At 34.9% G+C, this 14,906-nt stretch carries 10 protein-coding genes, 2 tRNA genes and 2 rRNA genes; 8 read left to right on the top strand and 6 right to left on the bottom strand.

Annotation, left to right across the window (positions count from 1 at the left end):
• Positions 1–94: 94 nt before the first annotated feature.
• The 5 genes from BLV71_RS12985 to BLV71_RS12965 all read right to left on the bottom strand — a co-directional run bounded on the left by BLV71_RS12985 (position 95) and on the right by BLV71_RS12965 (position 6,359).
• Positions 95–2,972, bottom strand: a 23S ribosomal RNA gene (locus BLV71_RS12985).
• A 159-nt stretch (positions 2,973–3,131) separates the two neighbouring features.
• A tRNA-Ala gene (locus tag BLV71_RS12980) sits at positions 3,132–3,208 on the bottom strand.
• Between the two features lie 89 nt (positions 3,209–3,297).
• Positions 3,298–3,372 (bottom strand) — tRNA-Ile (locus BLV71_RS12975).
• Positions 3,373–3,454: 82 nt separating this feature from the next.
• Positions 3,455–4,974, bottom strand: a 16S ribosomal RNA gene (locus BLV71_RS12970).
• Together the 16S and 23S rRNA genes with 2 tRNA genes alongside form the textbook arrangement of a ribosomal RNA operon.
• Positions 4,975–5,627: 653 nt before the next feature.
• Positions 5,628–6,359 carry a DUF4294 domain-containing protein gene (locus BLV71_RS12965; protein ID WP_093870965.1) on the bottom strand — a complete coding sequence of 244 codons (732 nt, stop codon included), beginning with the start codon at positions 6,357–6,359 and terminating at the stop codon, positions 5,628–5,630.
• Positions 6,360–6,476: 117 nt separating this feature from the next.
• On the opposite strand from BLV71_RS12965, the gene fdhD reads away from it, so the two are divergent.
• The 3 genes from fdhD (at position 6,477) to BLV71_RS12950 (ending at position 9,512) form a co-directional block, all read left to right on the top strand.
• Positions 6,477–7,274, top strand: a complete 798-nt coding sequence (gene fdhD / locus BLV71_RS12960; RefSeq protein WP_093870964.1) for a formate dehydrogenase accessory sulfurtransferase FdhD — start codon at positions 6,477–6,479, stop codon at positions 7,272–7,274.
• Positions 7,275–7,343: 69 nt separating this feature from the next.
• Complete coding sequence (locus tag BLV71_RS12955; protein ID WP_093870963.1) at positions 7,344–7,973, top strand: hypothetical protein; 630 nt, start codon at positions 7,344–7,346, stop codon at positions 7,971–7,973.
• A gap of 36 nt (positions 7,974–8,009) precedes the next feature.
• Positions 8,010–9,512: a hypothetical protein gene (locus tag BLV71_RS12950; protein ID WP_093870962.1), complete on the top strand. Its 1,503-nt coding sequence runs from the start codon at positions 8,010–8,012 to the stop codon at positions 9,510–9,512.
• Positions 9,513–9,565: 53 nt separating this feature from the next.
• Here BLV71_RS12950 and BLV71_RS12945 read toward each other — a convergent pair whose 3' ends face one another.
• Positions 9,566–9,862 (bottom strand): hypothetical protein, encoded by a 297-nt coding sequence (locus tag BLV71_RS12945; protein WP_093872029.1) that lies wholly within the window; start codon positions 9,860–9,862, stop codon positions 9,566–9,568.
• Positions 9,863–9,965: 103 nt separating this feature from the next.
• Here BLV71_RS12945 and BLV71_RS12940 point away from each other — a divergent pair, with 103 nt between their 5' ends.
• The 5 genes from BLV71_RS12940 (at position 9,966) to BLV71_RS12920 (ending at position 14,890) form a co-directional block, all read left to right on the top strand.
• The gene (locus BLV71_RS12940; RefSeq protein ID WP_093870961.1) at positions 9,966–10,592 is read left to right on the top strand and encodes an NUDIX hydrolase; all 627 of its coding nucleotides are present in this window, start codon (positions 9,966–9,968) and stop codon (positions 10,590–10,592) included.
• 58 nt (positions 10,593–10,650) lie between these two features.
• Complete coding sequence (locus BLV71_RS12935) at positions 10,651–11,454, top strand: lysophospholipid acyltransferase family protein (protein WP_093870960.1); 804 nt, start codon at positions 10,651–10,653, stop codon at positions 11,452–11,454.
• Between the two features lie 35 nt (positions 11,455–11,489).
• A complete protein-coding gene (locus BLV71_RS12930) occupies positions 11,490–12,578 on the top strand; it encodes a M42 family metallopeptidase (protein ID WP_093870959.1) in 1,089 nt (362 codons plus the stop codon).
• A 36-nt stretch (positions 12,579–12,614) separates the two neighbouring features.
• On the top strand, positions 12,615–13,157 hold the full coding sequence (locus BLV71_RS12925; protein ID WP_093870958.1) for an NUDIX hydrolase: 543 nt from the start codon (positions 12,615–12,617) through the stop codon (positions 13,155–13,157).
• Between the two features lie 110 nt (positions 13,158–13,267).
• On the top strand, positions 13,268–14,890 hold the full coding sequence (locus BLV71_RS12920) for a class I SAM-dependent methyltransferase (protein WP_093870957.1): 1,623 nt from the start codon (positions 13,268–13,270) through the stop codon (positions 14,888–14,890).
• The last annotated feature ends 16 nt before the right edge of the window (positions 14,891–14,906 follow it).

Here is a 14,906-nt window from a genome sequence, read left to right as displayed (position 1 = left end):
TCAGTGTATTTCAACTGTATAAGTTAACATATTGATAAATATAATATTGTAAAGTTTCAAAGAGTTTGCTTCCCCTCACAAGGAGGGGAAGTACGTACATAAGCCTATGGGTTATTAGTACTACTTGGCTACATACATTACTGCACTTACACCTATAGCCTATCAACGTGGTAATCTCCCACGACCCTTTAAAGAAATCTCATCTTGTGGTGGGTTTCGCGCTTATATGCTTTCAGCGCTTATCCCTTCCCGACGTAGCTACCCTGCAGTGCCACTGGCGTGACAACAGGTACACTAGAGGTCAGTTCAACTCGGTCCTCTCGTACTAAAGTCAAATCCACTCAAATTTCTAACGCCCACAGCAGATAGAGACCGAACTGTCTCACGACGTTCTGAACCCAGCTCGCGTGCCACTTTAATGGGCGAACAGCCCAACCCTTGGGACCTTCTCCAGCCCCAGGATGTGACGAGCCGACATCGAGGTGCCAAACCCCCCCGTCGATGTGAGCTCTTGGGGGAGATCAGCCTGTTATCCCCGGAGTACCTTTTATCCTTTGAGCGATGGCCCTTCCATGCGGAACCACCGGATCACTATGCTCTACTTTCGTACCTGATCGACCTGTATGTCTCTCAGTCAAGCTCCCTTATGCCATTGCACTCTACGCACGGTTACCAAGCGTGCTGAGGGAACCTTTAGAAGCCTCCGTTACTCTTTTGGAGGCGACCACCCCAGTCAAACTACCCACCACGCACTGTTCTCATCGCTGAGTTAGGCTCTAGATAAGCAAAGGGTGGTATTTCAAGGATGATTCCACAACGCCTAGCGACGCCGCTTCATTATCTCCCACCTATCCTACACATTACTTATCCAAAGTCAATACGAAGCTATAGTAAAGGTTCACGGGGTCTTTTCGTCCCGCTGCGGGTAATCGGCATCTTCACCGATACTACAATTTCACCGAGCTCATGGCTGAGACAGTATCCAGATCGTTGCACCATTCGTGCAGGTCGGAACTTACCCGACAAGGAATTTCGCTACCTTAGGACCGTTATAGTTACGGCCGCCGTTTACTGGGGCTTCATTTTAGATCTTCGCCGAAGCTAAACCCTCCACTTAACCTTCCAGCACCGGGCAGGTGTCAGGCCTTATACATCATCTTTCAATTTAGCAAAGCCCTGTGTTTTTGATAAACAGTCGCCTGGATCTTTTCACTGCGGCCAGCATTGCTGCTGGCGACCTTTCTCCCGAAGTTACAGGTCTATTTTGCCTAGTTCCTTAGCCATGAATCTCTCGAGCACCTTAGAATTCTCATCCCAACTACCTGTGTCGGTTTACGGTACGGGTTCTCATAATCTGAAGCTTAGAGGTTTTTCTTGGAAGCCCTTAGGCACACTATCAACGCATCCGAAGACTTGTTGTACTATCACACTTCAGCTAGACTAGCGGATTTTACCTAAAAGTCTAATACCTACATGTTTCAACGAACTATTCCGTCAGTTCGCGGTGCTTTCATTACTCCGTCACCCCATCGCAATTATAAGAAGTACAGGAATATTAACCTGTTGGCCATCGACTACTCCCTTCGGATTCGCCTTAGGTCCCGACTAACCCTCAGCTGATTAGCATCGCTGAGGAAACCTTAGTCTTTCGGTGAGGGGGTTTCTCGCCCCCTTTATCGTTACTTATGCCTACATTTTCTTTTCTATCCGCTCCAGCATACCTTACAGTACACCTTCTGCGCAAATAGAATGCTCCCCTACCACTTTATACTTAGTATAAAATCCATAGCTTCGGTAATATGTTTATGCCCGATTATTATCCATGCAAAACCGCTCGACTAGTGAGCTGTTACGCACTCTTTAAATGAATGGCTGCTTCCAAGCCAACATCCTAGCTGTCTAAGCAGTTTCACCTCGTTTTTTCAACTTAACATATATTTGGGGACCTTAGCTGATGGTCTGGGTTCTTTCCCTCTCGGACATGGACCTTAGCACCCATGCCCTCACTGCTGAGTAACATTTTATAGCATTCGGAGTTTGTCAGGAATTGGTAGGCGGTGAAGCCCCCGCATCCAATCAGTAGCTCTACCTCTATAAAACTTTCGCTCAACGCTGCACCTAAATGCATTTCGGGGAGTACGAGCTATTTCCGAGTTTGATTGGCCTTTCACCCCTACCCACAGGTCATCCAAAGACTTTTCAACGTCAACTGGTTCGGTCCTCCACTGTGTGTTACCACAGCTTCAACCTGCCATGGGTAGATCACTCGGTTTCGCGTCTACTACTACTAACTATGGTCGCCCTATTCAGACTCGCTTTCGCTTCGGCTCCGGACCTTAAATCCTTAACCTTGCTAGCAACAGTAACTCGTAGGCTCATTATGCAAAAGGCACGCCGTCACACAGTAAATGTGCTCCGACCGCTTGTAGGCGTACGGTTTCAGGTTCTATTTCACTCCCTTACTTAGGGTTCTTTTCACCTTTCCCTCACGGTACTAGTTCACTATCGGTCTTTCAGGAGTATTTAGCCTTACCGGATGGTCCCGGTAGATTCATACAGGATTACTCGTGTCCCGCACTACTCAGGGTACTGCTATATTATCTTCGCTTACCTATACGAGACTATCACTCTCTTTGGTTCGTCTTTCCAAACGATTCTAGTTCACTTAGACTCTAATGTCGCAGCCCTACAACCCAATACTGCCGTAACAGCATTGGTTTGGGCTAATCCGCGTTCGCTCGCCGCTACTAACGGAATCACTATTGTTTTCTCTTCCTCCGGGTACTTAGATGTTTCAGTTCTCCGGTTTGCTCCTATAAATAGGTGACATGTCTTCAACATGCCGGGTTGCCCATTCGGAAATTTACGGATCATAATGTGTGTGCCACTCCCGTAACTTATCGCAGCTTATCGCGTCCTTCATCGCCTCTGAAAGCCTAGGCATCCGCCATACGCCCTTATTTAGCTTATTGTACTTTTTGCTGCAGTATCTCTACTACAACGAGCTCTTTATAATTCTTTATTTTTATAAAAATATTGTTGTTAGATCGTAATCTAACTTCTCTATCTTGATTCTTTACGATATCATTTTTACCAATATGTCAATGAACGTTTTTAGACCTATAGTCTAATGGTGGAGAATATCGGAGTCGAACCGATGACCTCTTGCGTGCAAGGCAAGCGCTCTAGCCAGCTGAGCTAATCCCCCATTATGAAATTCAGAATATGAATCCTCAATTATGAATGTTGAATTCTCTAACTTCCAGAATTTCCTTCCTAATATATACTTCTTTATTTGTAGTCCGGGCAGACTCGAACTGCCGACCTCTACATTATCAGTGTAGCGCTCTAACCAGCTGAGCTACGAGACTATAATAGCTATATATTAGTGTGTTTTAAAATTAACAGCAAAGAGCAAAATGTACCTCTTTTGTAACTCACCATCTTTCTCTAGAAAGGAGGTGTTCCAGCCGCACCTTCCGGTACGGCTACCTTGTTACGACTTAGCCCTAGTTACCAGTTTTACCCTAGGCAGTTCCTTGCGGTAACCGACTTCAGGCACCCCCAGCTTCCATGGCTTGACGGGCGGTGTGTACAAGGCCCGGGAACGTATTCACCGGATCATGGCTGATATCCGATTACTAGCGATTCCAGCTTCACGGAGTCGAGTTGCAGACTCCGATCCGAACTGTGATATGGTTTATAGATTCGCTCCTATTCGCATAGTGGCTGCTCATTGTCCATACCATTGTAGCACGTGTGTAGCCCAGGACGTAAGGGCCGTGATGATTTGACGTCATCCCCACCTTCCTCACGGTTTGCACCGGCAGTCTCGCTAGAGTCCTCAACTTTACTTGTTAGCAACTAACGATAGGGGTTGCGCTCGTTATAGGACTTAACCTGACACCTCACGGCACGAGCTGACGACAACCATGCAGCACCTTGTGATCTGTCCGAAGAAAACTCTATCTCTAAAGCTGTCAGACCACATTTAAGCCCTGGTAAGGTTCCTCGCGTATCATCGAATTAAACCACATGCTCCACCGCTTGTGCGGGCCCCCGTCAATTCCTTTGAGTTTCAATCTTGCGATCGTACTCCCCAGGTGGGACACTTATCACTTTCGCTTAGTCACTGAGATAAATCCCAACAACTAGTGTCCATCGTTTACGGCGTGGACTACCAGGGTATCTAATCCTGTTCGCTCCCCACGCTTTCGTCCATGAGCGTCAGTATATACGTAGTAGACTGCCTTCGCAATCGGTATTCTGTGTAATATCTATGCATTTCACCGCTACACTACACATTCTATCTACTTCCGTATAACTCAAGTCAACCAGTATCAAAGGCAGTTCCATAGTTAAGCTATGGGATTTCACCTCTGACTTAATTGACCGCCTGCGGACCCTTTAAACCCAATGATTCCGGATAACGCTTGCACCCTCCGTATTACCGCGGCTGCTGGCACGGAGTTAGCCGGTGCTTATTCTTACAGTACCGTCAAGGCCGTACACGTACGACTGTTTCTTCCTGTATAAAAGCAGTTTACAACCCATAGGGCAGTCATCCTGCACGCGGCATGGCTGGTTCAGAGTTGCCTCCATTGACCAATATTCCTCACTGCTGCCTCCCGTAGGAGTCTGGTCCGTGTCTCAGTACCAGTGTGGGGGATAATCCTCTCAGACCCCCTACCTATCGTTGCCATGGTAAGCCGTTACCTTACCATCTAGCTAATAGGACGCATAGTCATCTTGTACCCATAAATGTTTAATTAAAAAGCGATGCCACTTCTCAATATTATGGAGTATTAATCTTCATTTCTAAAGGCTATCCTCCTGTACAAGGCAGATTCTATACGCGTTACGCACCCGTTCGCCGGTCGTCAGCGGAAGCAAGCTCCCCTGTTACCCCTCGACTTGCATGTGTTAAGCCTGCCGCTAGCGTTCATCCTGAGCCAGGATCAAACTCTTCATTGTATAATCTTTAATATTATTAATGAATAAGTTTCAAAAGAATTTTTTTAATCTAACTAATTAGACTGTGGTAATTCTACTCTTTAATTACGCTGTCAATTTCAATATTTTCAATGAACTTTGTTAACCTTAATACTTGATATCTCTCAATCAAAACCTTAATTAACTTTTTGTAGAAACGTTAGAATCGAACTAACTGACTTTTTAACGGTCTTTCCAAAATCTCTGTAATCGTGTCGCTTTCTCTAAGCGGATGCAAACCTACAAACTATTTTTAATCTGACAAAAACTTTTTTGAAGTTTTTTTTTAATTTGTAAATCCCATAAATCAATGAACTATTCCCTAAAATTCGGACTGCAAAGATACTCACTTTCATTTGTTTTAAACAAGCTTTTTTTAACTTATTTTTTAACCCTCGCTTAATATCTTAATAACCCTATTTTAATGAACTTTGCTTACTTTTAAACTCTACGCTTATCCGTTTGCGGGTGCAAATATAGACCCCTTTTCTAACATGACAATGACTTTTTTGAAGTTATTTTTAAAGCAACTCTTAATTATCTACCTACTAAGCTTTTAAATCAAAAAGTTTTTTGTGTACTATTATAAAAGCCAATTTTCCTACAGTAATACCTATACTGTATTGTTTAGTAGCTTACTTCCTTGTGTTACGTCTTTTCTTTCTTTTACGTTGTTTAGCAAACATTTTTTTATACTTTTCTACATTAATCCCTCCTTTTTTATTTGCTAATATACTTACATAGTTCATTTTTAACTTAGGCTCTTGATAAATCAATGCTTCATCTATATATGCTCTTTGTAAAACATCTTCTATTAGATAATCTTCATTATTAAGTTCTGGATTATATTTTGACTTCAACGATAGCTTGAATAAATTAGCTGTAGTATTATACCAGAAAGCTTTCCAACCACTTCGTAATTCCTTTATATTATCAAATGCAGTTTTTCCTGTTTGGCGATGAATTAACTTTAAAAGCACTCTACCTTCCGTTCTTGTTAATTTTTTCAACCTATTTGTTAATTCGTTTTCAAGATATTTCTGAACTCTTTTTATATATTGCTTTTTCTTTCTTTTTGAAGAAACTCTATTTAAACGTACATTAAGACTATCTATTCTTTTTGAAGCTAACATGGCATAAGGATAAGCTTTGAACACCTTTCTTCTAAACCAGTAATAATAATGTACATCTACTTTTGAAGTAAACTTATGCTTAGGTAATACTGACACTTCATTAAGTTGTATCATTAATGAATCACCATTCTTTATAAGGTAATATTCATCTACAAAGCTTGGTAATGTATCTTTCACCTGAGCTATAATTAACGAACTAAAAAAAACAATATAAATACTTAAAACCTTTTTCATTATAATAAGATATAGATCAATCTCTCTACTTTTAAAGTAACAGGGCATAAAGTTAATTATTTTAATGCTACCCTATTTTCTTATTTTTGTTTTTTTTATTATTTACTTTTGTTCTCTATGACACAAGTAAACGCATACCAATCGATAAAAGTATCTAATAACATTTCAAATAAGTTAAATGACAATTTAGTTATAGAGGCTCCTTTGCAAATAAACATTAATGAAGAAGCTTATACCGTTGTAATGCGAACTCCTTATAATGATATTGATTTAATTACTGGTCTTTTATATGCTGAAGATATTTACAGAAGCAATGAACCATTATCTTTTAATACTACAACTAAAAAAGATAATCATCATGATATTATAAATGTTACTATTGATAAAGAAAAAATAGGTAAAGGCTACTTAAATAAACGAACTTTATTATCAGTCTCTTCATGTGGTATTTGTGGTAAAAAAGAAATCAACGATATTCAAGTTTCTGGAGAACCTATAAAAAACACTTATACCTTAAATTCAAATAAAATTCAGCAAATGTTTTTGCAAATGACATCACTACAGTTTACATTTAAATCTTCTGGAGGAAGTCATGCTTGTGCTTTATTTAATAAAAATCAAAAATTATTAACCTGTAAAGAAGATATTGGTAGACATAATGCCGTTGATAAATGTATTGGAAGTTTATTAAAAGAAAAAGATTTAAATAATGCTAAAATAATGCTAGTTAGTGGTCGTGTTTCCTACGAAATAGTATCTAAAGCGTTTTTTGCTAAAATACCTATAATAATTGCTGTTTCTGCTTGTTCTTCATTAGCTGTAGATTTTGCTAAAGAGTTTGGAATATGCCTTATAGGTTTTAGTAGAGATGATAAAATGACAATATACGCTAACCCTCAATATATCAATTACTGATCATAAAAAACACTACTAAAAAAAGATTTGTATTTTAGTGGTCGAAAATCAACTAAAAACAACAACGGTATGCCATTCATCGAGGAAGAGAAGTATCAATTAATGCAGGAAGATTTTGACAAAGCAAAACTTAAAAGAGAAGAATCTGAAAAAGAGTTAAGTGAGCTTCAAGAAACATACAAACACCATAAGCAAAAATCTAGAACCATTTATATTATATTAGGTCTTTTTTTGGGGTTAGCATTAGGTATTATCTATTTATTTAAAAGCGGAAAATTAAATGATAAGGGTATTATAACTAATAATAAAGTTAATATTTCTGAAATTAAAGCTAGAGAGGCTGAACGTGTTATTGACAGCTTAAAAAGAGTTAATAAAAAAGTAGAGAAAGAAGATATGGCTTCGGTAAGTACTGATAATTTAGATGACACCATAAATGAAGTTGAATCTAATGTACAAGGAAAAACAATTTACTCAGTTCAACTAGGAGTTTTTCAAACAAAAAAATACCCATTACTTTCAAATAATCTAATACCTGGAATTATATCATCTAAAAATGGTTACTTTAAATATTCATTAGGATTATTTTCAACTTTAAATGAAGCTAAATATTTTAAAAAAGAACTAGCAAAAATAGGTTTTAAAGATGCTTTTGTAGCATCATACATAAATAATAAACGACAGAAAATTCATCATTAAAAATTAATTCAATTATTTTATATGTTTAAAAACATAATGAAAAGAACACTTGTGTTAAGTATAACATTGAGTGTTCATTTTTTTTACGCACAAGAGAAATTACCAAACAAAGTTACCCAAATTGGTTTTGGTCAATTAGATTTCCTTTCAATAAAGATGCCTGAAAATGAGCCTAATATGGATTTCACAGGTTTACATTACAATTTAAAAATAAATAAATGGAGTTATGCAGGTGTAGGCTTTTATGGTGCTGTTGGAGGTATTAGAGGTGGTTTCTTCACTTTAGGAATTAACGCAGGAATTCAAAAAAACATCACTGATAATTTATTTATAGATACCGGTATTCATTTTGGTGGTGGTGGTGGTGCAAACGCTCCAGATGGAGGTGGTGCATTCATTTTACCACATTTTAATTTAGGATATGACTTTAAACACTTTTCAATCTCAACTGGTTATAGTTATGTTAACTTTTTTGATAAAGGAACTATTAAAGGGAGTCAATTAAATGTAGCTGTTCAAGTTCCTTTATCCTTTCAAACTTCAAGTTTTGACGAAAAAGAAACTGAATTTTCTTTTAACAACTTAAAAGACTCTGACTGGAACAAACCTAGTAGTAGATTGTCCTTATTAATGCATTTAAATAACTTATCAGTTACTAAAGGTTCATATAAAGGAAAAACAATACGGTTAGCTGGATTTGAATTTAATTCATATTTAACAGATAACATTTTCTTTTTTGTAAAAGCCGACGGTGCTTATCATGGAATTAAAGCTGGTTATATGGATATTTTTCTAGGAGGAGGATATCATTTTTCTATGAATAAAAACAGAACCAACATTCTTGCTAAATTTGGTATAGGTGCTGGTGGTGGTGGTGGTGTTGATACAAAAGGTGGTTTTTTAATTTATCCTGATCTTTCAATTGAACAAAAACTTTTTGACAACTTTTATGCTACTTTAAATAAAGGTTATTTAATGAGTCCAGATTCTCATTTCACCTCCTCTACTCTTGGTTTTGGGCTAAAATATTATGTAGATAAGGATGGCATAAATTCAAAAACATTGTCTTTTTCAAAAGGAGTATTTAAAGGTTTAGAAACCATATTGAAACAAGATTTATATATAAACGCACAAAGAGTTAGTGGGATTAGTCAAAATATGCATCAGATATCACTACAAATTAACTTCTTTTTAAATAAACATATTTATGGAGCAGGCCAAACCTCATTTGCTAACTTTGGTGATGCTGGAGCTTATGCTGAAGGTATAGTTGGTTTAGGATACCAATCAAAAAAAATATTTGATAATACTACCTCTATTTTCCTTCAAGTATTAGGAGGAGCTGCTGGTGGTGGTGGAATTAGTACTGGTCAAGGTTTAATAATAAAGCCTAGCTTAGGTATCAACTATAAATTAACTGATAAGTTAAAATTAAGAGGAGCTTTAGGTCATGTTAAAGCTAAAGGTGGTAGTTTAAATTCAACATATATGAATTTAGGTATTAGCTATAATTTCTCATTTTTAAGTATGAAAAAATAACAATAATAAATAACCAAAATCTGGTACTAAACATATAGTTTACTTGGTTTTGGTTATATTTCAATTGTTTTTTTCTTTTCATCAGAAGATCTAAAAACATAAGTATATAGCCACATAAGTGTAAAAGTAGGTATCACATCTAAACCTGGCATTGCTTCTTCTATAAACGATACTGCCGCTGCAATTTTCCCTTTATTCCCTTTATATAGCTTAGTCATTAAAAATGCAGAGATTGGAGCCCAAATAACATCTGTAATTTCTCCTAATCCTGGTAAAATAAAAGATGCATAACCTACAGCGTCAAAAATTAAACTCAAAGCTAGTTTTCTATATTTATATTTTTTACTCATATATTTTATTTGATTTTTAATAGTATTTAAAATACAAAATTCGAGCCAAAAAATTGACTTCGTGCTATTAAAATCAATATGTTTGTCTAAAATACTATAAAAAATGATTTTTTCTGATTTCACTAATCAAATACAACGATTTCAAAATAGTACTTTAGGAGGTTTAGATTCTCAATTTAAGCTAGCTCCTGAATTAAGGAGAAAATATACAGAAGAAATGATTACACAAAAATCTCCTAAAAAAGCAGCAGTTTTAGCTTTGTTTTATCCCGATAAACAAAATAAAACAAACTTTTTACTAACACAACGAGCAAGTTATAATGGTGCGCATTCTGCACAAATAAGTTTTCCTGGTGGAAAAGTAGATAAAATCGATATTAATCTTCAACAAACTGCTTTAAGAGAAACTTACGAAGAGGTTGGGGTTAACAATAAAGATATTACTGTAATAAGACAATTATCTAACACATATATTCCTCCAAGTAATTTTTTAGTTACTCCTTTTATTGGGTTCTGTAACCAAAAACCAATTTTCAATCCAAATAATGAAGTTGCTACAATTATTGAGGTATTAGCACAAGATTTACTGGATGACGATAATATTGTTTACACTCCAATGGAAACATCATACATGAAAAATATCGAGGTACCATCCTTTAAACTAAATAATTACATTGTATGGGGAGCAACTGCTATGATGCTTTCAGAAATTAAAGATTTAATTAAATAGTAACAGTATTATTTTTCTTTTGTAATTTAGCATTTATACTAATAAAACCTGCATCAATATGCCCTTATTTAAAAGGAATCCTTTTGGACATATATTATGGATAAAAAAATGGCTTATACGTATCTTAGGAGTTATTTCTCATGGACGTTATCGTAGGTTTAATGAACTTCAAATTGAAGGTTCTGAAATTTTACGCCAACTTCCAAATCAAAATGTCTTATTCATTTCCAATCACCAAACATATTTTGCTGATGTTGCTGCTATGTTTCATGTATTTAATGCTTCTTTAAAAGGACGTATTGATAATATTAGAAACATTGGTTACATATGGAATCCTAAATTAAATGTATACTACATCGCTGCTGGTGAAACCATGCGTTCTGGTATTTTACCTAAAATCTTTGCTTATACTGGATCAGTATCTATTGACAGAACTTGGCGTAGTGGTGGAAAAGATGTTAATAGACAAGTTAAATTATCAGATATTTCTAATATTAAAAAAGCTTTAGACGATGGATGGGTTATCACCTTCCCTCAAGGTACTACGACAGCTTTTAAACCTATTAGAAGAGGAACAGCGCATTTAATTAAAACATACAAACCAGTAGTTGTACCTATTGTAATTGATGGATTTAGACGTTCTTTTGATAAAAAAGGATTACAAATAAAAAAGCGTAACGTTTTACAATCAATGGTTATTAAAGAGCCTTTGGATATCGATTACGAAAATGAGAGCATTGAAAACATTGTTGAAAGAATAGAATATGCCATTGAGCAACACCCATCTTTCTTAAAAGTAATGACTCCTAAACAAATAAAAGAACAAGAAGAATTAAACGAAAAACGTAAGTTTTGGAGTTAATCTTTTAGTTCTCATAAAATCTTATTAATAAAAACATGGCTGAGAAATCAATTTTAAATCAAAAGTCGATAGACTTCTTAGAAAAATATTTAAACAACGCAGCACCTACTGGTTATGAATGGGAAGGCCAAAAAATTTGGATGGACTATTTAAAGCCTTATGTAGATGAATTTATAACAGATACTTATGGAAGTGCTGTTGGAGTTATTAATCCTGATGCTAAATATAAAGTAGTTATTGAAGGACATGCTGATGAAATTTCATGGTATGTAAATTACATTTCTGATAACGGACTTATTTATGTAATTAGAAATGGAGGTAGTGATCATCAAATAGCACCTAGTAAGATAGTAAACATTCATACTAAAAACGGTATTGTAAAAGGTGTTTTTGGTTGGCCAGCTATACATACTCGTAACAAAGCTAAAGAAGAAGCTCCAAAACCAGATAATATTTTTATTGATTGTGGTTGCTCAACTAAAGAAGAAGTTGAAAAATTAGGTGTTCATGTTGGTTGTGTTATTACATACCCAGATGAGTTTCATATATTAAATGGAGATAAATTTGTTTGTAGAGCCCTAGATAATAGAATGGGTGGATTTATGATTGCTGAAGTTGCAAGGCTTTTAAAAGAAAACAAAAAAGACTTACCATTTGGTTTATATATTACAAACTCTGTACAAGAAGAAATTGGTTTACGTGGTGCAGAAATGATTACCCAAACTATTAAACCTAATGTAGCTATTGTTACCGATGTTACTCATGACACTACTACTCCAATGATTGATAAGAAAAAAGCTGGTTTATTAGAAATTGGGAAAGGTCCAGTTATTGCTTATGCACCAGCTGTACAACAAAAACTTCGTGATTTAATTATTGATGCAGCCGAAGCAAACGATATTCCTTTCCAACGTTCTGCCTTATCAAGAGCAACAGGTACTGATACTGATGCATTTGCTTATAGCAATGGTGGAGTTGCTTCTGCTTTAATATCTTTGCCTTTACGTTATATGCACACCACTGTTGAGATGGTTCACAGAGAAGATGTTGAAAACGTTATTAAAATGATATATCAAAGTCTCTTAAAAATTGAAAACGGAGAAGATTTCTCTTATTTTAAATAATATACTAAGTCCCGCAAAATGCGGGACTCTTTTTTTATGGATGAAATAATTGACATTCTTGATGAATTTGGTAATTACACAGGCAAGACCTGTTTAAAATCAATAGCTCATAAATATGGTTACTTCCACCCTACTATTCATGTATGGCTATATACTTCAGATTACAAAATTTTACTTCAAAAAAGAGCTTTAACTAAAAAAGTATTCCCTGGTTTATGGGACATTTCAGTAGCTGGCCATATAGCAGCAGGTGAAAATACTATTGTTGGAGCAGTTAGGGAGATACAAGAAGAAATTGATTACACAATAAATCCAGATGACTTATATAAAATTGGTGTGAGAAAACATCAAATAAACCATAATAATGGTATAATAGATAACGAATATCATCACATTTTTATAGCAGAATTAAAAACATCTATTGAAGATTTAATAATTCAAAAAGAAGAGGTAGATGAGATTAAATTATTTGATTTACAAACTATTATAACCACTAAAAATTTAAAGAATATTTTATTACCTCAATATCATGACTATTATAGTTTTGTTTATGATAAAATAGTAGAAAAACTAAAGTAAACATGTAAAGACTCTTTGTTATATAAGCTTATATAACAAAACATTAACTCTTTATTTTATTATGAAAGACATTTAAAAATAAGTATATTTAAAGGAAAAATACTTAGTCAATGTTATCTAATAAAGAAAAATCAACACTTAGAAGTAGTTTATTTCGTCATTTAGACGGAATTGTAACCTGTCCTGCAGCATATATTCTAAAAGAAAAAGGTATCACTAAATATTTATTGAAAAAAAAATCAGTTAGTTTAACAGAAATCACATCGACTTTTAATGCTAATGATGGTTATTTAAATGTAGCTTTACGCACTTTATGCTCACAAGGCTGGTTAAATCAAAAAGTAAATAACACAACTAATACTGTACACTTTGAAATAAATGAGTTGTCAGCAATCGCTTTTTCTTATTTCGATATTTACAAAGAAGCTTATTTATTACTTAAATTTTCAAAAAATTACAACTCTAGAAAATTTGAAACAGAACCATTTTTAAAACTAGAAGAACTATATCAAAACTTTAAAAATAATTTTAATGTTTCACCTCCACCTAATTCAAAAGAAAATGAAATATTAAACCAAATTTTAACACATATTGAGGGTATAATTATTGGACCCACTGTTGTATTATTAGGTATGAGTGGGATGTTTCATAAATATTTTATGCAAACAAAATTTAAAGCGGAAGAGTTTCATAAAGATGCTAAAAATTTTAGCCGCTTATTAGATATACTTACAGGTTTAGATTGGTTTACGAAAACTGGAGATTCTTATGAATTTACAAATAAAGGACTATTTTTTGCACGAAGAGCAAGCGCTTATGGAGTAACTGTATCTTATATTCCTACTTTAAGAAAATTAGATAAGCTTATTTTTGAAGACTCTACAATTTTAAGAAACGCTAACACTGCCGCTGAAGAGGTTCATGTAGATCGAGAAATGAATGTATGGGGAAGTGGAGGTGCACATGCAGCATACTTTAGAGTAATTGATGAAATCATTATCAACTTATTTAATAAACCTATACATGAACAGCCAAAAGGTATTTTAGATGTTGGTTGTGGTAATGGAGCATTTTTAAAACATCTATTTAATGTAATTGAAAATCAAACAAACAGAGGCAAAGTTTTGGAAGAGTATCCTTTATTATTAATTGGAGTAGATTATAATGAAGCAGCCTTAAAAATTACTAGAAAAAATTTAGTACAGGCTGATATTTGGGCTAAAGTAATTTGGGGAGATATTGGAAATCCTAAAGCCATGTCAGAAGATCTGCAACAAAAATATAATATTAACTTATCCGATTTATTAAACGTTCGTACGTTTTTAGATCATAATCGTATTTGGGAAGAACCAAAATTAAACAATAACATTGCTATAAGTACTTCAACTGGTGCTTATGCTCATAAAGGCAAACGCTTAGATAATAATTTAGTAATTGAATCGCTAAAACAACACTTCAAAAAATGGACTCCTTATATTCATAAATTTGGTTTACTTTTAATAGAACTTCACACATCAAAACCTGAATTAGTTAGTCAAAATTTAGGAAGAACTGCTGCTACTGCTTATGATGCTACCCATGGATATTCTGATCAATATATAATTGAAATTGAAGAATACATGAATGCTATGAAATCGATTGGATTAATACCTGATGAAAATACTTTTAAAAAATTTCCTAATTCAGATTTAGCTACAGTTTCAATTAATCTTTTTAAACCAAAGGTTTCTTAATTTATAAATACAAAAT

Origin of the sequence: Tenacibaculum sp. MAR_2010_89 (assembly GCF_900105985.1) — a bacterium.
GTDB lineage: Bacteria > Bacteroidota > Bacteroidia > Flavobacteriales > Flavobacteriaceae > Polaribacter > Polaribacter halocynthiae.
This window is presented reverse-complemented; position numbering and strand designations above follow the sequence as displayed.

Excerpts from the sequence above, each read along its gene's own strand:
- BLV71_RS12965 (WP_093870965.1), bottom strand. The coding sequence starts at position 6,359 with ATGAAAAAGGTTTTAAGTATTTATATTGTTTTTTTTAGTTCGTTAATT.
- fdhD (WP_093870964.1), top strand. The coding sequence starts at position 6,477 with ATGACACAAGTAAACGCATACCAATCGATAAAAGTATCTAATAACATT.
- BLV71_RS12955 (WP_093870963.1), top strand. The coding sequence starts at position 7,344 with ATGCCATTCATCGAGGAAGAGAAGTATCAATTAATGCAGGAAGATTTT.
- BLV71_RS12950 (WP_093870962.1), top strand. The coding sequence starts at position 8,010 with ATGAAAAGAACACTTGTGTTAAGTATAACATTGAGTGTTCATTTTTTT.
- BLV71_RS12945 (WP_093872029.1), bottom strand. The coding sequence starts at position 9,862 with ATGAGTAAAAAATATAAATATAGAAAACTAGCTTTGAGTTTAATTTTT.
- BLV71_RS12940 (WP_093870961.1), top strand. The coding sequence starts at position 9,966 with ATGATTTTTTCTGATTTCACTAATCAAATACAACGATTTCAAAATAGT.
- BLV71_RS12935 (WP_093870960.1), top strand. The coding sequence starts at position 10,651 with ATGCCCTTATTTAAAAGGAATCCTTTTGGACATATATTATGGATAAAA.
- BLV71_RS12930 (WP_093870959.1), top strand. The coding sequence starts at position 11,490 with ATGGCTGAGAAATCAATTTTAAATCAAAAGTCGATAGACTTCTTAGAA.
- BLV71_RS12925 (WP_093870958.1), top strand. The coding sequence starts at position 12,615 with ATGGATGAAATAATTGACATTCTTGATGAATTTGGTAATTACACAGGC.
- BLV71_RS12920 (WP_093870957.1), top strand. The coding sequence starts at position 13,268 with ATGTTATCTAATAAAGAAAAATCAACACTTAGAAGTAGTTTATTTCGT.